The sequence below is a fragment of the Pseudomonas sp. 1912-s genome, from assembly GCF_029269205.1.
In the GTDB taxonomy this organism is placed as follows: Bacteria; Pseudomonadota; Gammaproteobacteria; order Pseudomonadales; family Pseudomonadaceae; genus Aquipseudomonas.
This window is the reverse complement of the sequence record NZ_JARIXR010000040.1, coordinates 26830-44234: the sequence shown is the minus strand read 5'-3', so window position 1 is coordinate 44234 and position 17405 is coordinate 26830. Positions and strand designations below refer to the sequence as shown.

11 protein-coding genes and 2 pseudogenes are annotated in these 17405 nt (G+C 51.7%); 5 read left to right on the top strand and 8 right to left on the bottom strand.

Translation table 11 applies throughout. The features are described 5' to 3' along the window. Nucleotides 1-1260: autotransporter outer membrane beta-barrel domain-containing protein (locus P3C29_RS29720; protein WP_275966144.1), on the top strand; the 1260-nt coding region annotated here is incomplete at its 5' end. 74 nt (nucleotides 1261-1334) lie between these two features. On the opposite strand, the pseudogene P3C29_RS29715 reads toward P3C29_RS29720, so the two are convergent. The 3 genes and pseudogenes from P3C29_RS29715 to P3C29_RS29705 form a co-directional block, all read right to left on the bottom strand. Beyond that, a pseudogene (locus tag P3C29_RS29715) lies at nucleotides 1335-1600 on the bottom strand (IS5/IS1182 family transposase); the annotation flags it as partial. 1151 nt (nucleotides 1601-2751) lie between these two features. Then, nucleotides 2752-2838 (bottom strand): annotated as a pseudogene (locus tag P3C29_RS29710) (50S ribosome-binding protein YggL); the annotation flags it as partial. Nucleotides 2839-3455: 617 nt separating this feature from the next. Next, nucleotides 3456-3959: a hypothetical protein gene (locus tag P3C29_RS29705; protein ID WP_275966143.1), complete on the bottom strand. Its 504-nt coding sequence runs from the start codon at nucleotides 3957-3959 to the stop codon at nucleotides 3456-3458. A gap of 241 nt (nucleotides 3960-4200) precedes the next feature. Between P3C29_RS29705 and P3C29_RS29700 the strand changes: the two genes are divergently transcribed. The 3 genes from P3C29_RS29700 to P3C29_RS29690 all read left to right on the top strand — a co-directional run bounded on the left by P3C29_RS29700 (nucleotide 4201) and on the right by P3C29_RS29690 (nucleotide 9073). Further along, complete coding sequence (locus tag P3C29_RS29700) at nucleotides 4201-4827, top strand: response regulator transcription factor (RefSeq protein ID WP_275966142.1); 627 nt, start codon at nucleotides 4201-4203, stop codon at nucleotides 4825-4827. 10 nt (nucleotides 4828-4837) lie between these two features. Continuing rightward, a complete protein-coding gene (locus P3C29_RS29695; RefSeq protein WP_275966141.1) occupies nucleotides 4838-8047 on the top strand; it encodes a transporter substrate-binding domain-containing protein in 3210 nt (1069 codons plus the stop codon). Nucleotides 8048-8281: 234 nt separating this feature from the next. Beyond that, entirely contained in the window at nucleotides 8282-9073 is a 792-nt protein-coding gene (locus tag P3C29_RS29690) for an EAL domain-containing protein (protein ID WP_275966140.1), read from the top strand. Between the two features lie 40 nt (nucleotides 9074-9113). On the opposite strand, the gene P3C29_RS29685 is transcribed toward P3C29_RS29690, so the two are convergent. The 5 genes from P3C29_RS29685 to P3C29_RS29665 all read right to left on the bottom strand — a co-directional run bounded on the left by P3C29_RS29685 (nucleotide 9114) and on the right by P3C29_RS29665 (nucleotide 15284). Continuing rightward, nucleotides 9114-10103: a fimbrial protein gene (locus P3C29_RS29685; protein ID WP_275966139.1), complete on the bottom strand. Its 990-nt coding sequence runs from the start codon at nucleotides 10101-10103 to the stop codon at nucleotides 9114-9116. Nucleotides 10104-10339: 236 nt separating this feature from the next. Then, the gene (locus tag P3C29_RS29680) at nucleotides 10340-11329 is read right to left on the bottom strand and encodes a hypothetical protein (RefSeq protein WP_275966138.1); all 990 of its coding nucleotides are present in this window, start codon (nucleotides 11327-11329) and stop codon (nucleotides 10340-10342) included. A gap of 4 nt (nucleotides 11330-11333) precedes the next feature. Next, the gene (locus P3C29_RS29675) at nucleotides 11334-13853 is read right to left on the bottom strand and encodes a fimbria/pilus outer membrane usher protein (protein ID WP_275966137.1); all 2520 of its coding nucleotides are present in this window, start codon (nucleotides 13851-13853) and stop codon (nucleotides 11334-11336) included. Nucleotides 13854-13928: 75 nt separating this feature from the next. Further along, a complete protein-coding gene (locus P3C29_RS29670) occupies nucleotides 13929-14648 on the bottom strand; it encodes a fimbria/pilus periplasmic chaperone (protein WP_275966136.1) in 720 nt (239 codons plus the stop codon). Between the two features lie 45 nt (nucleotides 14649-14693). Further along, a complete protein-coding gene (locus P3C29_RS29665; protein ID WP_275966135.1) occupies nucleotides 14694-15284 on the bottom strand; it encodes a fimbrial protein in 591 nt (196 codons plus the stop codon). 1172 nt (nucleotides 15285-16456) lie between these two features. Between P3C29_RS29665 and P3C29_RS29660 the strand changes: the two genes are divergently transcribed. Further along, entirely contained in the window at nucleotides 16457-16621 is a 165-nt protein-coding gene (locus P3C29_RS29660) for a hypothetical protein (protein WP_275966134.1), read from the top strand. Nucleotides 16622-17405: the final 784 nt, after the last annotated feature.

Genomic DNA, 17405 nt, shown 5'->3' with positions numbered 1-17405 from the left:
GTTGAAAATCTGCCAACCGCGCCTGCGCCCACCACTGCGCAGGCAACCACATCGGCCGTTGAAAATCTGCCAACCGCGCCTGCGCCCACCACTGCGCAGGCAACCACATCGGCCGTTGAAAATCTGCCAACCGCGCCTGCGCCCACCACTGCGCAGGCAACCACATCGGCCGTTGAAAATCTGGCAACCGCCCCTGCGTCCACCACCGCGCAGGCAACCACTCCGGCCGTTGAAAATCTGCCAACGCCCCCTGTGGCCACCGCTGCGCAGGCTGCCGCTCCGTCTGTCGAAAGCCTACCAACGACTTTACACACAGCAGGCCTTAATCTTAAGGGCAGCCCACAAACTCTTTCGAAAGGCGCAAATGCTGCCGTTGCAGCTCACATTGCGAGTGTGCCCATGTGGGACTCTCAAATGAACGCGGTAGTGAGTCGTTTGGGTGATTTGCGCTTGGGCAAAGACGAGGGTGGTGTATGGACCCGTGCAATTGGAAAGCAATTGGATGTCAGCGAAAACTCCAGTCGTGCCTTCCACCAGAATATCAGTGGCTTGGAAATTGGTGCTGACAAAGCTATTCAGCTTAACGCCGGTAAAGTTTATGTAGGTGGCATGGTGGGTACGGCCAAATCTAGCCTGAACTTCGGCGAAGGTGCGTCCGGCGAAATCGATAGCAAAATGGTAGGTGCCTATGCGACCTATGTCGATGATAGCGGCGTGTACGTCGATAGCGTCCTCAAGTATGACCGTTTGAATCACAAGATCAAAACGCCCACCAATTTGGGCAACTCGGTGAAAGGTTCCTACGACACCAGCGGCACAGGCGTCAGCATCGAATTGGGCAAACACATCGTCCTTGACAGCGGATGGAGTGTCGAGCCGCAAGTAGCGTTGAGTGCATTCCGTATCCAAGGCGCGAGCTATACCGCGAGCAATGGCTTGAAGGTCAAGACCGACGATCTAAACTCGCTGCAAAGCCGTATCGGGTCGCGATTTGGTCGAAATATACAACTCGAAAACGGCATGACCGTGCAGCCTTACATAAAGGCCTCTTACATCACTGAACATGCTGGCAAGAGTAAGGTTGCCGTCAACGGCGCTGACCTTGATGCGGGGCTCAAAGGCAATCGTGTAGAGCTTGGGTTTGGTGGCGTTGCCAAGGTAAGCCAGAGCAGCAAAATTTCATTGGATGCCGAATACGGCAAAGGTAATTTAATTGAGCAGCCGTGGGGTGTAACGCTGGGTTATCGCTACACCTGGTGACCCAGGTGCGCTGAAGGCTTCCCGTAGCTGACAACATCAGCTACGGTTTATTTCGTTTCAGCGCCGTCGTACTTTGAACTCCAGTAACGGTGCAACTTCAAGCCTTTTTCTATGTTGGTATAGCGCCAAATGAGCGCTTCTCCAGCCGGGCAAATGTATTCGTTTTCACTGTGTCATAAATGAATGCATCGTAATTGAAGCGTCCGCCAGCCTTTGCTCCAGAGTTCATCCGCTTGGGCACATAAGTGGTGATGCTTGCATCGTGACAAGCTAGGGTTTCTTCGCTTTTGAAGTAACCTCGGTCAGGCACTACCCACAGCGTTTCAGGCGCCATCGCCTCCTAAGGCCCTTATGGATGTTCCAGGTCACGGATAGGAGCGCCCCTAATTGGATCATCGCTTAAAAACAGTTCCCAAACTCAAACCGCCCCCCTTGTTGGAGTCGGATTCGATACCTGATCGGGCGACTGGCAAAGCAGTTTCTTCGGGCACTAATATTCCGTGGTCGCTATAGCCGCTCGTTCTGGAGGGTGAGTTATGACTTGTGTTGTTGCGTAAAGGGCGAACGAATGAAAACGTTGAGAAAATTCCTACAGGTTTTGGGGGAAAATCACGCAGAGCTCTATGCGTAAGCATTAGTAAACTACCTGACTTATGTAGGGAGAAACTAAAATGCAGAGAGAAGTGAAAACCTTTATTTTGTATCTCCTAAGGGAGTTTAGCGGAAGGTTACAAAGTACCTTCAATGTAGAAGGGCGAGATATGAATTATCAAATTGCTGGGGAAATCGAGAGTTCTTTTGCGGGCGGACATGTATATATTCCGGATATAAAATTTCAGTCCAGACTGATTGACCGCATTGTTTTTTGGACTACGACATCAACCGTTATTGGCCTAGACAAAATAATTACTAAGACTTGCGTCTAGGTTGGTGGTGTGCGTTTTGAGTTTTAACTCATGACGCTCATCAAAAATTGGCGCGGCCTTTTAGGGGCGTGGAATCACCAGCGGATTTTCCTCGGCAAACCGATGAACGAAGACCACCAAGAAATATGAGTTACCTTGACACTGCATGGAGGTTGAAGGTATGCGTCCGGCAAAGTCATCTAGTCGGCTTCGCCATACGCAGGCGTGGCGTTCACCTAAACGTGGACACTATTATCCGCTATGTAGCCAATCTTCTGGCTGTTTGTAGCTTGCGCTTAATGGAGCAAACGCCGGTAGCGTGACTGGTGGCTGCTCTCGGTAAAGGGCTAGGGCTTAATTTGCGGGGTAGTGATGTTGGTTCGAAAGTGATATACCGGAATTTTGGTTGAGCTGACGCTCCCGTAGCTTAAGGGCTATAGTTTTAAGCGTTCCAACCATGGCTTGCGCACCTTGTGGGGGGATACAGTTTCTACGAAGTGTGATCCGTCATGAGCCGGAGAACATGGAGTGCGTTTGTGGTTCCTGGCTTCAACGCGTTGGCGAAGACATCAGCCAGATCTTAGTTGAAGTCTAGGTTCAATTCGAAGCCCAATTCCTGGAACTCGTCCACACAAAGTTTTTTGCGTAGACGCTGGGAGCGATTAGTGGCCATGAAACAGTCCTCCTGAGAAATAACGGTGCGTACTTTACCAGTTATAGACATTGATGCGCGATTGAGTGAAGCGAAATCACTGGGATCGATTACGGTCTTTTCAGTCACACTCATATACTGCCTAGGATCCTTGAGGTCGATTGCTGAAAGTCTTAGCGTGGCTGTGACGCTGCGATCAGGCGGTAAAAACTACTTGGAAGGAAAAATGTAGTAGAAAATATTTTCTTTGTTCCGGAGTTGGCGGTTACCACCTAGGGCGTATCTTCAGGACGCCTGCCTCACTACGCCAATATCCCGCTCGATGACTGGCGGCGCGGCGAGCGTCCAAAGTCAAAATGACCACGCGGCAGACGATTCTTACCGATATTCAGGTGATGTCATTGCGATTGTATAGCGTCACCAGTGATCGTTCGGGTAGGTGGGTTTGAAAGACAAGACTCTCAAGCCTGAGCGTGTTTTTTGTCCGGTGTCATTGATTGAGAGTGCGGTGAGGAGGGAATGGGCTTTTATACGGAAGTGCGGTTTTTAAAACCCTGGGCTAGGAGCGAAGGTACGACCTAGATTGGGAGCAGCTCTGCGATCCTGTATTTCAAGTGGCGAGGGCTGATCCCTGACATCTAGTATGGTCCACTGCCCTCGATCAACTCATACAGCTCTGCCGACCGAAGTGGTGCCTGCAACACACCCCGGAGCGGAATAGCATAGCTTCTAGCCCATAGAATCACGCTTTGACGCTGGGTGGAGTTTACGTCCGAAACCGTAACGATTGAAAAGATTGCGCAAAATCCAGCGATCATTTCCAAGTAGTTTGCGTCTTTACTCAAGTCAAACGCGTCGTAAACCAAGTACTCGAAATTCTCTCCCGCCTTCAGTAGATCGAATACCTCGTTGATATTTGTGCATAAACTGAGAGAGTAGTAACCCATCTCATTGAGCACTTCGGCATATCCGAAAAGAGAACTGAGGTTTCTATTGAGCACGATGATCTTTCCCATCCCCTTGCGCATAGCTTCATCCAATGCAAAAGCAACGAAATTTAACGTCACCCACTTAATTTTTCCACGAGAATCACCCTGGAGATTTCCAGAATTTTCTTGATTTTTACCCGGGCACAAAGACACTTGTGCCCCTCAAGAAGCATCTTGCTCCCGAGGCAGAAGAATCAGGGTGCTCAGTCAGCGAAAAGCTGATGCCGAGCTAAGCTTTTACCTGCAATAATTTACAGCGAAAAAAGGAATATCGCGCTTTTAACGACTGAGATGTTCGGCAGCAATGGGTCGCTTTTTTTTGGCCGGATGGGAAGTGGAGTCGCACTTCAGAAGGTTGTTGCCCCCATCATCACTGTGTGCGGAGTTGAGGCTTATGAGCAAAAGAGTGTTAATCGTCGACGATCATCCCGTGATCTGCCACGCCATCCGACAGGCGGTTGAGTCGATTGGTTACGAAGTAATAGGCGAAGCGTTCGACGGCATCAAGGCGCTTCAGATGATCGCGTCAGTGAAGCCAGACATGGTAATTCTCGATATCGGTCTGGAAGGAATGGACGGATTGGCAGTATTAAAACGAATCACGCGAGAGAAGTTCGCTACCCGGGTGCTCGTGTTCACATCGCAGATCAAAGAAACTTTCGCATCCCGTTGCCTGCAAGCCGGAGCCAGCGGTTTTGTCAGCAAGAGCGAACCCATCACCCAGTTGATCAAGGCGATTGAAACCATTTCTGAGGGGTATGTGCACTTTCCAAGGGGCGCCATACCGCTGTTCGCAGGTGCAATTGGCCCTGTTGCATCTGATGATCTTAAGAGCCTTACGGACCGTGAGATACAGGTTCTCAAACTACTGGCCGATGGGCTGCCCAACCGTGAAATTGCAGGTAGGCTCAACCTGAGCAGCAAGACGGTAAGTGGCCATAAAATCAACATTTTGATGAAGCTCAATGTCACTTCAGTAATTGAACTTGCCAGCATCGCCAAGCAGCACAATCTCCTTTGACGCCGAGCTGATGAGACCGACACTTGCACTACTCAGCGTTTTTTTTGTCCTGTTGGCGATAGGCTGCTGCATTCCAAATGATGCCGGGGCTGACGACCTGCAACCCCATGCGCGGCAACCGCTCGACAGCGTGAAAATCCAGCTCGACCAACAAGAGCGCGATTGGCTCAAGCACAAGCAAGCTTTGATTGTCGGCGTAACCGCTGACACATTCCCGCCCTTCGGTATCTTGACTGAGCAGCACAGCTACGAGGGCCTGACGGCTGACTATCTAGTGGCGATGCAGCGTGAGCTGGGCGTTGAGTTCAAAGTACGGCTGTTCGATTCAGCAAAAGCCGCCTATGACGCGTTGCAGGCAGGGCAGATTGACCTGGTAGGCAGCGCCATACCTCAAGATATTCCAGATTTCGGTGTACATCTGACACCCCCTTACGCACTGACAGAATTGGCCCTTCTTTCCGAAGGAGGCGACCTTCATGAATACAACACGCATGACGCGCACACGCGAGTCGCAGTTGCCAGCCAAGACGCCCTTACTTTGTATCAAAGTAGTGGGGGAAAGGGTGCTTTCACGCTCTATGCCTCCCCCTTGGCAGCCCTGGCCTCTGTACTGATCGGCGACACGGAGGTCTACCTTGGTGATACCTACTCCACCAATTACATGTCTAGCCAGTTGTTCAGCAACCAGTTGGTGGTTAACCAGGACACTGCGCCCCAGGAAATCAACGTTTCTTTTGCGATCCGCGAAGACAACTTAATTCTGGAAGGTCTGTTCGCACGAGGTTTGCGTGGCGTAGACCGCTGCACAATGGTTAGAGCCCAACAGCTCTGGGGGGACGTCGAAGACTGTGACCTCACCAGCTTTCGTGACCGCCTCACAGACGCTGAGCGGGCATGGCTTGATAACAACGCCACAGTGAAACTGGCGGTCAGCGAAGACCTGGCGCCCTATGCCTTTTTCAACAGTAATGGACGCTTCAATGGCATCGCCTCGGATCTGCTGGGAATCATTGAGCGCAAAACCGGATTGCGCTTCAAGATTATCCGCGTGAGCTCGTTGAGTGAGACCAATCACCTTTTGGTCAACGGCGGGGCGAATCTTGGCATTCTCACTGAAATCAGTCAGGCTCCGTCGCCGTACCTGCACAGCCGCTCCCTGGCCACAGCGCCCTACTTGTTGGTTATGCGCCATGACGAGACAGCGGCCCTCGATCAGCAAAGCACCGCGACGGTCGCTGTCGCGAAAGGTTACCTGCTGCCAGCATCGCTAAATCTGCGATTTCCCAGTGCACGCTTTGAAGAAACGGACACTATGGGCGAAGCCTTCAAGCTGGTGCGTGAAGGTAAGGCTGACTTCGTAGTGGCGCCGTCCAACGTCGCACGTTACTACCTGTCTTACAAATACGAGACCAGTCTTAAAGTCGGCGGACTTCTGGATCTTGAGAACGCGAAGATCGTGTTGGCTGCGCCAGAAGAGCAACGCCTAATGATCTCAATCATCAATAAAGCCATGCTGGAAATACCTCCTCGGGATTACCCGCAAATCATCGGACGCTGGCGCGCCAACTCTGCTACTGATGAGATGTACTGGGAGGGGATCGCTTCGTACATCTGGCGATCCTTTGAAGTATTGAGCACGTTGCTACTGGTGGCTGGGTTGCTGATCATGCTTCAACGCCGTCGCCTTCAGCGCGAGCGGCGCGATCTGAAACAACGCAAGCTGCTCCTCGCAGAACTCGAAGTGGCCAAGGAGTCCGCTGAAAAAGCCAGTCGCACAAAGTCTGTTTTTCTGGCCACCATGAGTCACGAAATCCGCACGCCACTCAATGCCATCATTGGCATGCTGGAGCTGGTACTCACCCGCCAAGATAACGCCAGGCTCAATGCACAATCCGTACACATCGCCTATGAGTCAGCGACCCACTTGCTGGCTCTTATCGGCGATATTCTGGACATCTCGCGCATAGAGTCTGGCAAGCTGACCTTGACGCCCGAGCCCGCCCGGATCAAAGACCTGATCGAGTCGGCGAGTAATGTGTTCTCTTGCCTTGCTCGACAAAAGCAACTGCAGATAGGCATGGACATTGATCCCATGGCTGCCGAGCTGGTTTGGGTCGACGGGTTGAAGGTCAAGCAGATCCTCTCCAATCTGCTGAGCAATGCGATCAAGTTCACTGAGTATGGCGGCGTCGACATTCGTTGCAAGGTAACGGCATCAAGTGAGAGCACTCTGCATTTTTTGATCAGCGTCAGCGATACAGGGGTAGGTATTCCGGCCACACATATTGATCAGATTTTCAAACCGTTCTTCGTCACGCGCGATGCTGTTAGCGACCGCAATGCGGGGGCGGGCCTCGGTTTGCCGATTTGCCTGGCGTTGAGTGAGTTGATGGGAGGCCATCTGGAGGCTGAGAGCCAAACAGATGTTGGCACCAGTATGACGTTCAGTGTTCACCTCCAGTGCGTCAGCGCAGAGATTACAGTGACTGGCGCTGATCCGGCAGCACCCTCGGCTCCGGTGGAAGATATGCCGCTGACTGTCCTCATCGTTGAAGACCATTTGCCGAGCCAGTATCTGCTGTTTCAGCAAGTGTCTTACCTGGGGCATCGCGCTATAATCGCAAATAACGGTCTGGAAGGTGTGGCTCTCTGGCAGGAGAATGAGATCGACATCGTGATCACCGACTGCAACATGCCCGAGCTGAGCGGGCACGAAATGACCAAGATAATCCGTCAGCTCGAACGCAATCAGCGCGTTAGGCCATGCATCATCGTCGGGTTAACTGCCGACGCTCAGCGAGAAGAGTTGGAGCGTTGCGTGGCATCAGGGATGGATCATTCACTGGCCAAGCCGATCACCTTGGCTGTCCTCAATCGCTGGATTCCAAAACGGGGTACCGATAAGCAGCCGTCGGAAACTACGTCGTCACCTCTGAATGACATCCGAGGGGCGATGGCTGAAGACGTCATTCAAAGCAATAGCGTCGAGTGTCGAGCCTTGAATCAGGCGCTGAAAAAGCGCGATCCGCAAGACGTCATACGTATCGTACACAAGCTCAAGGGCACCGCGTATCTGCTCAATCACTCGGGCCTGCTTGAGCAGTGCATCGAAATCGAGGGTTTATGTGCGCAAGGCACGATGTCCGAGGAGATGTATGAGGTGGTAAATGCCTTGATCCAGAAACTGGAGGGGATCAGCCGGTCACTAAGTCAGGAGTGAATGCTGCGTGCCCAGCAAGACAAATCCTGATATCACGCCAGAAAAAAGCCGGGTGAACAACAGATGGGTCTTTCGTGTTGTCAGCGGGTGCCCACCTAAACTTGGGAGGTATTCCAAACGATCACCCTTTCCATGCCAAATCGATCCCCGCTTACACTCGTGTCAAACCCCCAAGTTCAACAGGCTCCGTATCGAGAGCCTGAAAATTCATATCTACTCAAAGCGCACACTCATTTGCCAGATGCCGATGATGTGCTACGTGGGCTCTGGCACCGAGAGTTTCGAGCGTATCTGCAACCCAAGTTCGATTTGCGTACGGGCAAGGTGGACGCGGTAGAAGTCCTCGCCCGCTGGCACCACCCAACCCGCGGCGTGCTCGGTCCGGCGAGTTTCATCCCGTTGATGGCGCGCAAACAATGGCTCGACGAGTTGCTGTTTGAACTGCTTGAGCAAGGGATAGCGCTGCAACTAAAGCTCCACGACCAAGGTACTCTACTTGGCTTGGCCTTCAATGTGTCCCTTGGGCAGTTGCAGAATAGCCTGTTTATCGATGGTCTGAAGACTCGATTGCTCCGGCACCGTTTGCCGTTATCGATGCTGACTTTTGAAATCACAGAGGACGGACCCTCCGATGTTTCTGGCTGCGTTGAACAGCTAAACCGCCTGAGCAATTTGGGCGTTAGACTGTCAATGGATGACTTCGGAACGGGTTATTCGTCGCTTTTGCGTTTGTGCCAGTCTCCCTTTCATGAAATTAAATTGGCTGGGGATTTCACACTTTTTCTTGGCAGGCCCGGCCGTTATCGGCTAGTCATTCGTCATGCGTTGGCGCTCGCCGAAGATCTGGGCATGTCATTGGTGGTGGAGGGTATTGAAACGGTGGAGCAACGCGATAGCTTGCTTCAGATGGGCGCGCGCGTGGGTCAAGGATTTTTTTGCGCACAACCTATGCTGATTGACGCGATTGAAGGCTGGATGTGCAAAACCTATCGAGATTTCCGTGCTCAGTCGAGAGCGGATGTGTGAAAGGCGTTGCTCACTCACGCCCCTGTTCGAACGAGCAACATCAGTTGTATTCGAGAACGTAGTTCAACGTGGCGTTAGCCCTGCCCGCGCCGGCTTTTTGCGAAGACTTTTTCGCATACTCAGCAACCACAGGGAGACGATAAATTTCTCCCTGCGGTTCACTCCGAATCCAGGTCATAGCCAAAGCGCCGCCCAAAGAAAATGGCAGTTTTGCACCTCGGTCATTGACCAACGAAATCTCAACGCCTTGGGCTCCTCCCGGCTCAAGGTTCAATCGTCCCGGCCCATCCGAATCGCCCTCAAAGTAAACATTTACTGGTACCTTGGTGCCGGCAGGCAAGCCTGAACATAGTACGTCCAAATTAAAGGGAGTTTGCTTTGAACCTAAATCGCCTATCGGAATGCGACCCATCGAAATATTGAGCTTTTCAACACCGGAGCAGCCGCTAAAGTAATTTTCAGACTGAACTTTTGTAGTGCCCACAATCTTGATATCCGCCGTGTTCCAACCATTCACGTACTGATGAATTGTAAAATTCATATCGATCTCGCCTGACGTAACCTCTCGTGAGGTTCGGACTAAATAAATCCTGAGAGTTTTAATAATATTTATGGACTTATAGTTTGTGTTTGCAAGCTCACGCTCTTGGGGGATAGTGCCATATAAGTCGGGGTCTAAACTCTGAAATCTGATACCCACGCCGGCGAGACCGGTTTTATAAACGTCCGTAAAGCCATCCGCCATAGGTGCATTATCAATAAAACCACGTAGTCGGTACTTGGCTACTGCTGGCCAAGGGCACTTGATCGGCGATATCCCATCATAATAAATAGTCATTTCGTTGTAATACATTGGCAAGCCAACGGGACTGTATTTCAAATCCAGTAAGGCAGGCATGATCACTTTAAGAACCAGCGTGTTGTCACTATTTCCATTTGCCCGCTCACAATGATCGGGGTTATTCACAGCCTTGACCGTGTCACTTCCAAAAAAGTAAAGTACTATAAGTAAAATAATATTTGATTTCATTTAATTGCTCCGTGGCTCATTGAATATTGCATGCAGCCTTAATTTGGTCATACACAACTAAAGAAACGCACCAAGGAAAGTTGTAGGGACCATTCCATATACCGTTAACCCAACCCCAAGTCGCTCGATCTCGTTCCCTTTTAGAGAAAAGCAGTGCGTGTGCTGGACGTTAATAAAGGCCAGCGGGAATCAAGATTTACCCAGTGTTAACGATAGGGTGATATGTAGCGTCGGCTTTAATTGTACTCAAGGATATAGTTTAATGTGGCGTTAGCCTTGCCCGCGCGAATCTTTCGTGAAGCCTTTTGCTTATACTCAGCAACAACAGGTAATCGATAGACCTCTCCCTTGGCTTCACTTCGCATCCAGGTCATCGCTAAAGCACTACCCTGTGAGAATGGCAGCCTCACCCCCCGATCATTTACTAACAAGATTTCGACGCCCTCGGCACCACCTGGCTCCAGGTTTAACAGCCCAGCTCCATCAGAGTTGCCCTCAAAATAAACTTTAACCGGTACCTTGGTGCCGGCAGGCATACCGGAGCACAGTACGTCAAGATTAAAGGATCTATTCAGAGTTCCTACATCCGCTGCAAGTACACTTCCCATAGAAATATTAAGTTTGTCTGTACCGGCGCAGCCGCTGAAATAGCTATTAGACTCCAGCGTCGTGACTCCACTTATTTTTATCTGCGCCGCATTCCAGCCATTGAGATAGTAATGAATTACAAGATCCATCCTTACATCGCCGATTGCCACATCGCGTGAAGTTCGGATAAATTCAATTTTTATTTTATTTGGAATATTGCCATATGTGGACGCACTATTTTTAGATTCTGCGGATAATGGCAGTACGCCCTTGAAAAAACCAAGACTTGAGAACCTCGCACCTACTCCAGCAATTCCAGTCTTGTAAACATTAGTGAATCCGTCCACCAATTCTAAACCTTTGAAATAGGCCTCTTCACGCAACTTCGGATAATCCGGCCAAGGGCACTCCATTTGCCAATATTCATTGTGAACTATAAGTTCCGAGGAGCTGGCCATCACATTTCCAACCGGAACTTGACGCAAATTAAACAGTGAAGGTGCAGCTACAGTCCAAGACCTCATATCAGTGGAGCCATAAGTGGGCGTATATGCACTCCAGCGGCACATTCCGCCCCAGGCCTCAGTCAAGCCTAACAAAGAAAAAAGAATCACTAAAAAACGGGCGAGACACTTCATTTTGTTATTCCGCTGCCAACTTAAAATCGCATGCGGCTTCGACCTGGTCATATACAAGGGACAGATCACGCTGAGGAAGTTTATATGGAATTGTGCATTGGCCACTGGCCCAATTAAGAGTCAACCGACCGTGCTCTTTTATACCAAACACCAACGCGCGGGATTGATTGTCCACTACGGCTAACAATGTATTTTCCTCATCAAAAAGTTGTGCTCCGAAAGGGAGCTTTTTGCCATTGGCTTGAAGCAGGTCAAATAGTACGCGTCGGCCGGTCGAGGCTTCAAACCGAGCTTTGACTACCGAACCACGCCGCGGAACCAGTTGTTGCGACGTTTCAGTGACATCGACATCGCTGCCCAGCGTCTGGGCATCGAGGTTTACCCAGTTGTAGCGATAGGGCTGCACGTAGCTCTGAATGGTGTAACCGGCGCTATCGGTTTGAGCCGTGGAGCCCTCGACAGAAGCTCCTTTAACACCTGCCACTTCGACCAACGCAAATGTTTCACCCACCGGCTGACCAAACGTTACACCGCCGCTGTGGACCACCACCGAGCCGGACGCGGTCATGTCCAAATGACGGGAAGGGCCAGACGTTGAATAGTTCGCCGCCAGCTTTGCCGACGGCGCATCCCAACCTATGCCAACACCACTTGAGCGATCGTTACCGGCCAGCCCGGCTTGAGCTGAATAGGATAAGGTGCTCTTATCGTTGAGGTAACCCGCCACGCCACTTTGCAGGTTGTCCTGACCCTTACCGTCGGTGGATATGTTGCTGTATAAACGCTGCGAGCGGTTGCGGTCGCCGAATGGAACACTAACCGAAAACGCCAACTGGTTATCCGAATCGTGCGAACGATCAGCGCTTTGCGTGTGTGAGGCTGACACGCTGTAACTGACCAGGCCCATACCGCCGCTATAGCCCACCTGCAATCGTCGAGTATTGCCGGCGCGATCCCAGTAGTTGGTCTCGCCCGCACTCAGAAACAGCGAGCCGTGGTGACCAATTGTCTGGTTGATACTCAAGTCCAGGCGATGCTTCGGGCGACCTCGGGTACTGTAGTGATTGACGGGGTCCAGTTCGTCAATGTGTTCGCTCAAGGTCCGATACCCTGACGTGGAATAGCGATAGCCCGCCATAGTGAATGTGGTGTTGGTCTTGCTCAGGGTTTTTGAGTACAGAAACCGCACACTCTGCCCTGTGGTCACCTGGCTGGCATCCACTCGCGAATGGCTGTTGGTCACGTCTACCGAAGTGCCACCCAGCGCCGAGTTGAGACCCACACCCAGGTTAAGCGCGGTATAGCCTTCTGCGGCCTGCGCTCCGCCATAGGTGGTGAGGTTATCGGTGGCGCCGTACACGGCAGTTCCCTGCACCAGGTTTGGTGACACGGCGCCTTCGTAATCGTATTTTCCCAGCGACAGGCTGTATTGAAAGTTGCCGCGCCGAGTCATCACCGGTAAGTAGGCGTACGCCTGGCTGTACTTACGTTCGCGGCCGTCGGATTCGATGATGGTAATTTCTAGGTCGCCGTTAGAACCACCCGGATAAATATCGCGGATCTCGAAAGCGCCCGGCGAAACCGCGGTGGAATAGATCACGTAGCCGTTCTGACGAACTTCCACCGTGGCCTGGGTTTCGGCGATGCCGTGCACGACCGGCGCGTAGCCAGACTCGTCATCCGGCAACATGCCGATGTCGGAGCCTAGTTGTACGCCGATGAAACGGCTGCTATCGAATATATCGCCGTTGCTATAAAGCTGGCCTAACGCGAATCGCCCCTTGAGACGGGTGACATCGTGCTCCAGGTAGCTGCGGTTACTGGTAAACATACGCACTGTCCCGGTGCCTTGGCTGAGCGATGAATCATTGCGCAAGCGCCACTGGCCGATGTTCAGACCGTTGCGCAGGCCAAGGTATCCATAATCGCTATTGAAACCGTCACCGGTATTGCGGCTGAAGTTCAACTGATAGCTGCTGAACACGGCAGGGATACCCTCATCCCAGAGTGACGGGTCAACATAGCCCCGGGCCCGGCGCTGGATATAGGCCTGAGGAATGCTGACAAATAGCGACAGTTTAGCCATGTCGATTTCGACCGACGCCCCGTCGATCCTTAATAACTCGACCGCGTCCTCGTCAGCGATGTCTGAGGAGATAATCCCTTCCTGCTTCAGCCTCTGGATGTTGACGCCCATATCGCGCAGCAGACCTAGCATCAGCACCGGTTGTGGGTCCGCACTTTCGGCGTCAGCGTCCATTTGGAAGGTGACCTCCTGCCGACGAACCAGTCGCTGATTTAAATACAGGTCAACGCTGTAAGTACCTGGAATAACTCCGCTGGAGTGTTCAAAGTAACGCAAGTCGACCTCGACACCCTTGTCCTTGAGAAACATCGGATTGAACTGCGCGGCGTCCGCATGGGTGGTGGCTAACGCACCCAATGCGGCCAAGTAAGGAGATACGCCGCCGAAGCGGAACTTTGGATTTTTTAATTCCTCGACGTGCGATAGGAAACTTTTCATTAAGAAACCCTGATGCGCAGCGTCATCTATGAACCTTTATCCAGTAATGGATTACAAAGAAGACGCGATGGCGCGTTATAACTGAATCGCCGACTGATGCTTGACTAGCGCACCGAAGTCGTTGACGGACTCCCAGCGAACTTCCGCGCTACCGGAGCGCTCCCTGGGTAGGCCATTTACCGTCATAGTTGAAGTGCTGTTCGGGTTTACCATTTGCGAATCGACCATGTATTCTTTGCCGTTGATCACCAGCGATGCACTTCCTAGCGAAACGTGATACGCAGAGGCGTTATTAGCTAATAACGCTGGCTTACCCGAATTACTTACCAAGCGCCACTTTAGATTATCGGCAGACTCATCCGGCGAGCCTGGAAGTTTCAATGGCCGATAAAAAACTTTCAGTCGTTGGCGGAAGGCTACTTGAAGCGTGTTCTCTGAGCCCGACAACTGCGGTATTTCCTGAACGCTTAGCCAGAACACCGACTCTCGGTCAACCGGCAGTCCTTTACCCTGGTAAAAGATCCGCAACGATTGCTGTTTTTTGTAACTCAGCCGTGCAAGAGATGGAGTGATCGCGAATGGGATATTGCCCTCCGTCTGGCCAGGCGCAGCTTCGATCCAAGACTGGATCATGGTGTCTTCGGAGCCCTCATTACGCACTTGAATGGTGGCTTCACGGTCGGACGCGGGAAAGATGATACGCGTTCCACCCACCTGGATGCCCGCTAAGCAAATACTGGAGCAACTAATCAGCGCCATCAGCAGGACGCAGCGTAAAACTAATGTAGCGTTCATTCACAACCTCGTGAAAGGCGGAGCGTCAAACTCCGCGCTGGAAAGTTACTCGTAACTCAACGTGAAAGGCAGTGTGCCAAAGGCGGTGCCCACTTCCAGGTCATCACCGTTGGCAACATAAGCGGCACGCATGGTCAAGTTGGCGGTGTACTTGGCGTTCTCATCTTCGCCGCTCTTGACCAGCGCACTGGAGTACGCTTCGTTCGCGGAAAGATTAATCAACTTGTTGTTGGCGTCGTACATCCCGATGCCAACACCTTTAGCGGTACCCGTTGTCTTCAGCAGACTATTGTTCTTCTGGTCGATACCGGAGCCTGCCATCGGGTCGAACCCGAGTTTGACGGTGGTCAGGCCGGCTGCGGTGTTCCCGCAATCCAGATTCAGGTTGATCGTTTTACCACCGACAATACCCCCACCTGCGGATCCAGTGAGGGAGTCCAGACTCACCTTGCCCAGGTTCACGTCAACGATCTGATTATCAATGTCACCGCCAACGGAAGTACCCGCTCCAGAGGACGCTACGCAGGAGGCAGCAGTGATTTCTCCTGTGAAATTGATGGTGCCGTCAGCAGCTAACGCAGTATTAGCTAACGCGAAGATTGCCGAAGTTAGCAGTGCAAGCTTAAGTGTTTTCATTGAATGAATAATTCCTGAAGTCATCGCGATATTTATGGGTACACAAAAAAGTGTGCCAATAAATTATCTATATGCGTTTTAGAAGTATGCAAGAAGTCGCTGATTATCATCCAAGAAATTTCTTGAATTGAAAGCCGTCAAGAAAGCTAATTGAAAAGGAGGCCCATTCAATTAGGGTGTGCGCCATTTTTTTTGATGCTGAAAAGATATGTGTTCTACTCTGCTCTTCGCTTAATATGGCGCAAGCGTGGGTATAGGCGTTCCAATGGTCTAGGCAGTTTGCTGAAATCTTCGTGTTAATGTACTTAGGTGCTATTTTTTATATTCCGGTTTAATTTAAAGATTGGCGGTGGGAGTAGTTTAGGTATGTAAGCCCGCATTGCCGCTTCGGACTAGATAGTAGTTCTTTGAAACCCTCTTTATGGAAACGATCGCAATCTGTAGTGGCGCCTAAGCGCGGTAGCACTGGGTCTATTGCTTCCTTCGCTACAGGCAGCAGTAGACCCAGGCTGTGGTTCGATCTGATTTTCTACTGCTTTTAGCCATGACCAGCACCAATAAGAAGGTGTCCCTGTCGCTGTGGCCGCTTGCAGATGGGGCAGGGGCAGCCGTAAATTTAGCTGATGTAACGGAGCACTTTCCTGGCTGCGTTTGCGCCAACCTAAGTGATCATTGGTTTGCCAGCGCCGTCGGGCATCTTTTTCGCTCGGTTTATCTAGGGATTTCCCGCTAGCGGTGAATTTGGTAGCGCCACTGTGTTGCTTGCCAAACATCTGCGCGAGTGCAGGGGCCATTTCCTGCTTCATATTTGCCAGCCAGGGCGTCAGTGGGTTGCTGGACTGCGGCTCCGGTCTGCTGCTGACCACTGCTCTGACCAACGATGAGTTGGAGTCTGGGGCTGGTGCTTGGTCTATACGATTGGAGGACCGACCGATCACGTATTCGTTGCCATATCGAAGACGACAGCGAGTTCAAGAGCTGCAGCACACCGAGTCCCCCATGAGCGAGCTATTCAAGGCCCATGAGGTACTCATGCTGCTGTCGGTAGGCATGCCAATAATATCTACGTGAGTTGGCTACCTGATCATCTACATGCCCATCTATGACGGCAGCATTTGAAGCTAAGGGCTTCGCTCGGTTACACCGGAACTTTGGTTAGGGGCTTGGTGCTGATGACTCCGTTGATTGGTGATCTATCCGATATACTTAGCCGCACACGGATCATGGTGGGTGTAGCGCAGATCGTCGTTGTCACCATCTGGCTGGCGTTCAACTACCTGACACTAGGTTCTCTGCTGGCGATGCTGTTCTGGGTGAGCCTGCTCAAGGCTATGTAATTCGGTGGATTGCCAGCCCAAATGCCGGATTTTTCCCGACCTAGTTACCAGCTAAAGGCATGGCGCGGAGCTACAGTATTGGCGCGACGCTGTTCGGCAGCTTTATACCTTTCGTGTTCGGTGGCCGATTAGTGCTAACCACGATCACCTCGCACCATAGCGCTTTCCTCGCCCCCCTACATAGAAACAGACCTTAAATGTTCGTGCGGCATACCAGCGTGCCGCAGCTTCGGTCATGTCGTCGCCGTCTTGATCAACTGCCAGCCAACGGGTCGCTAGCCCACGATCAAACTGCTCTGGAGCAGGCCGTGCAGTTGAAGTGTGTAGTAGGGGCCGTTGTGGCGGTCTTGGGGGGCCTACCAGTGGCGTGGAACAGGCAGACGCCATAGACAAGCAGGCATTTGTGGCTGGTCATTTCCGTCTCTATAGAGGGGCTGGTGCAGTTCGGTTCGAACCTGGATGGGCAGTTTGCCTACTGTATTGATGGGAGAAAGGCGCGTTATCCTGATGGTGTTTTACGCATGCAGTCGGATGGTAGACTGGTTCGTGAAAATGGACACCCGACGGCAACGGAAAAATACGTTTTTTCAAAGCGGGTTTGTAGGGCGGTGAACTGTGATCGAACCTGCCGGTCGCACAATATGGCTCTCCTCGACAGTTGGTAACTAGTTACGCTTGAGTCCAAGGAGATGAAGGAACCGCCCATGAAGGCTGTAGGGCAGGGAGATCAACCCGCGCGAATCAGCTAAGCTCGAAAAAAATCTGCCTTTGAGTGACTCTCCGA

Coding starts and splice junctions, on each gene's coding strand:
- P3C29_RS29675 (WP_275966137.1), bottom strand. CDS start 13,853: ATGAAAAGTTTCCTATCGCACGTCGAGGAATTAAAAAATCCAAAGTTC.
- P3C29_RS29670 (WP_275966136.1), bottom strand. CDS start 14,648: ATGAACGCTACATTAGTTTTACGCTGCGTCCTGCTGATGGCGCTGATT.
- P3C29_RS29685 (WP_275966139.1), bottom strand. CDS start 10,103: ATGAAATCAAATATTATTTTACTTATAGTACTTTACTTTTTTGGAAGT.
- P3C29_RS29660 (WP_275966134.1), top strand. CDS start 16,457: ATGACTCCGTTGATTGGTGATCTATCCGATATACTTAGCCGCACACGG.
- P3C29_RS29665 (WP_275966135.1), bottom strand. CDS start 15,284: ATGAAAACACTTAAGCTTGCACTGCTAACTTCGGCAATCTTCGCGTTA.
- P3C29_RS29695 (WP_275966141.1), top strand. CDS start 4,838: ATGAGACCGACACTTGCACTACTCAGCGTTTTTTTTGTCCTGTTGGCG.
- P3C29_RS29700 (WP_275966142.1), top strand. CDS start 4,201: ATGAGCAAAAGAGTGTTAATCGTCGACGATCATCCCGTGATCTGCCAC.
- P3C29_RS29680 (WP_275966138.1), bottom strand. CDS start 11,329: ATGAAGTGTCTCGCCCGTTTTTTAGTGATTCTTTTTTCTTTGTTAGGC.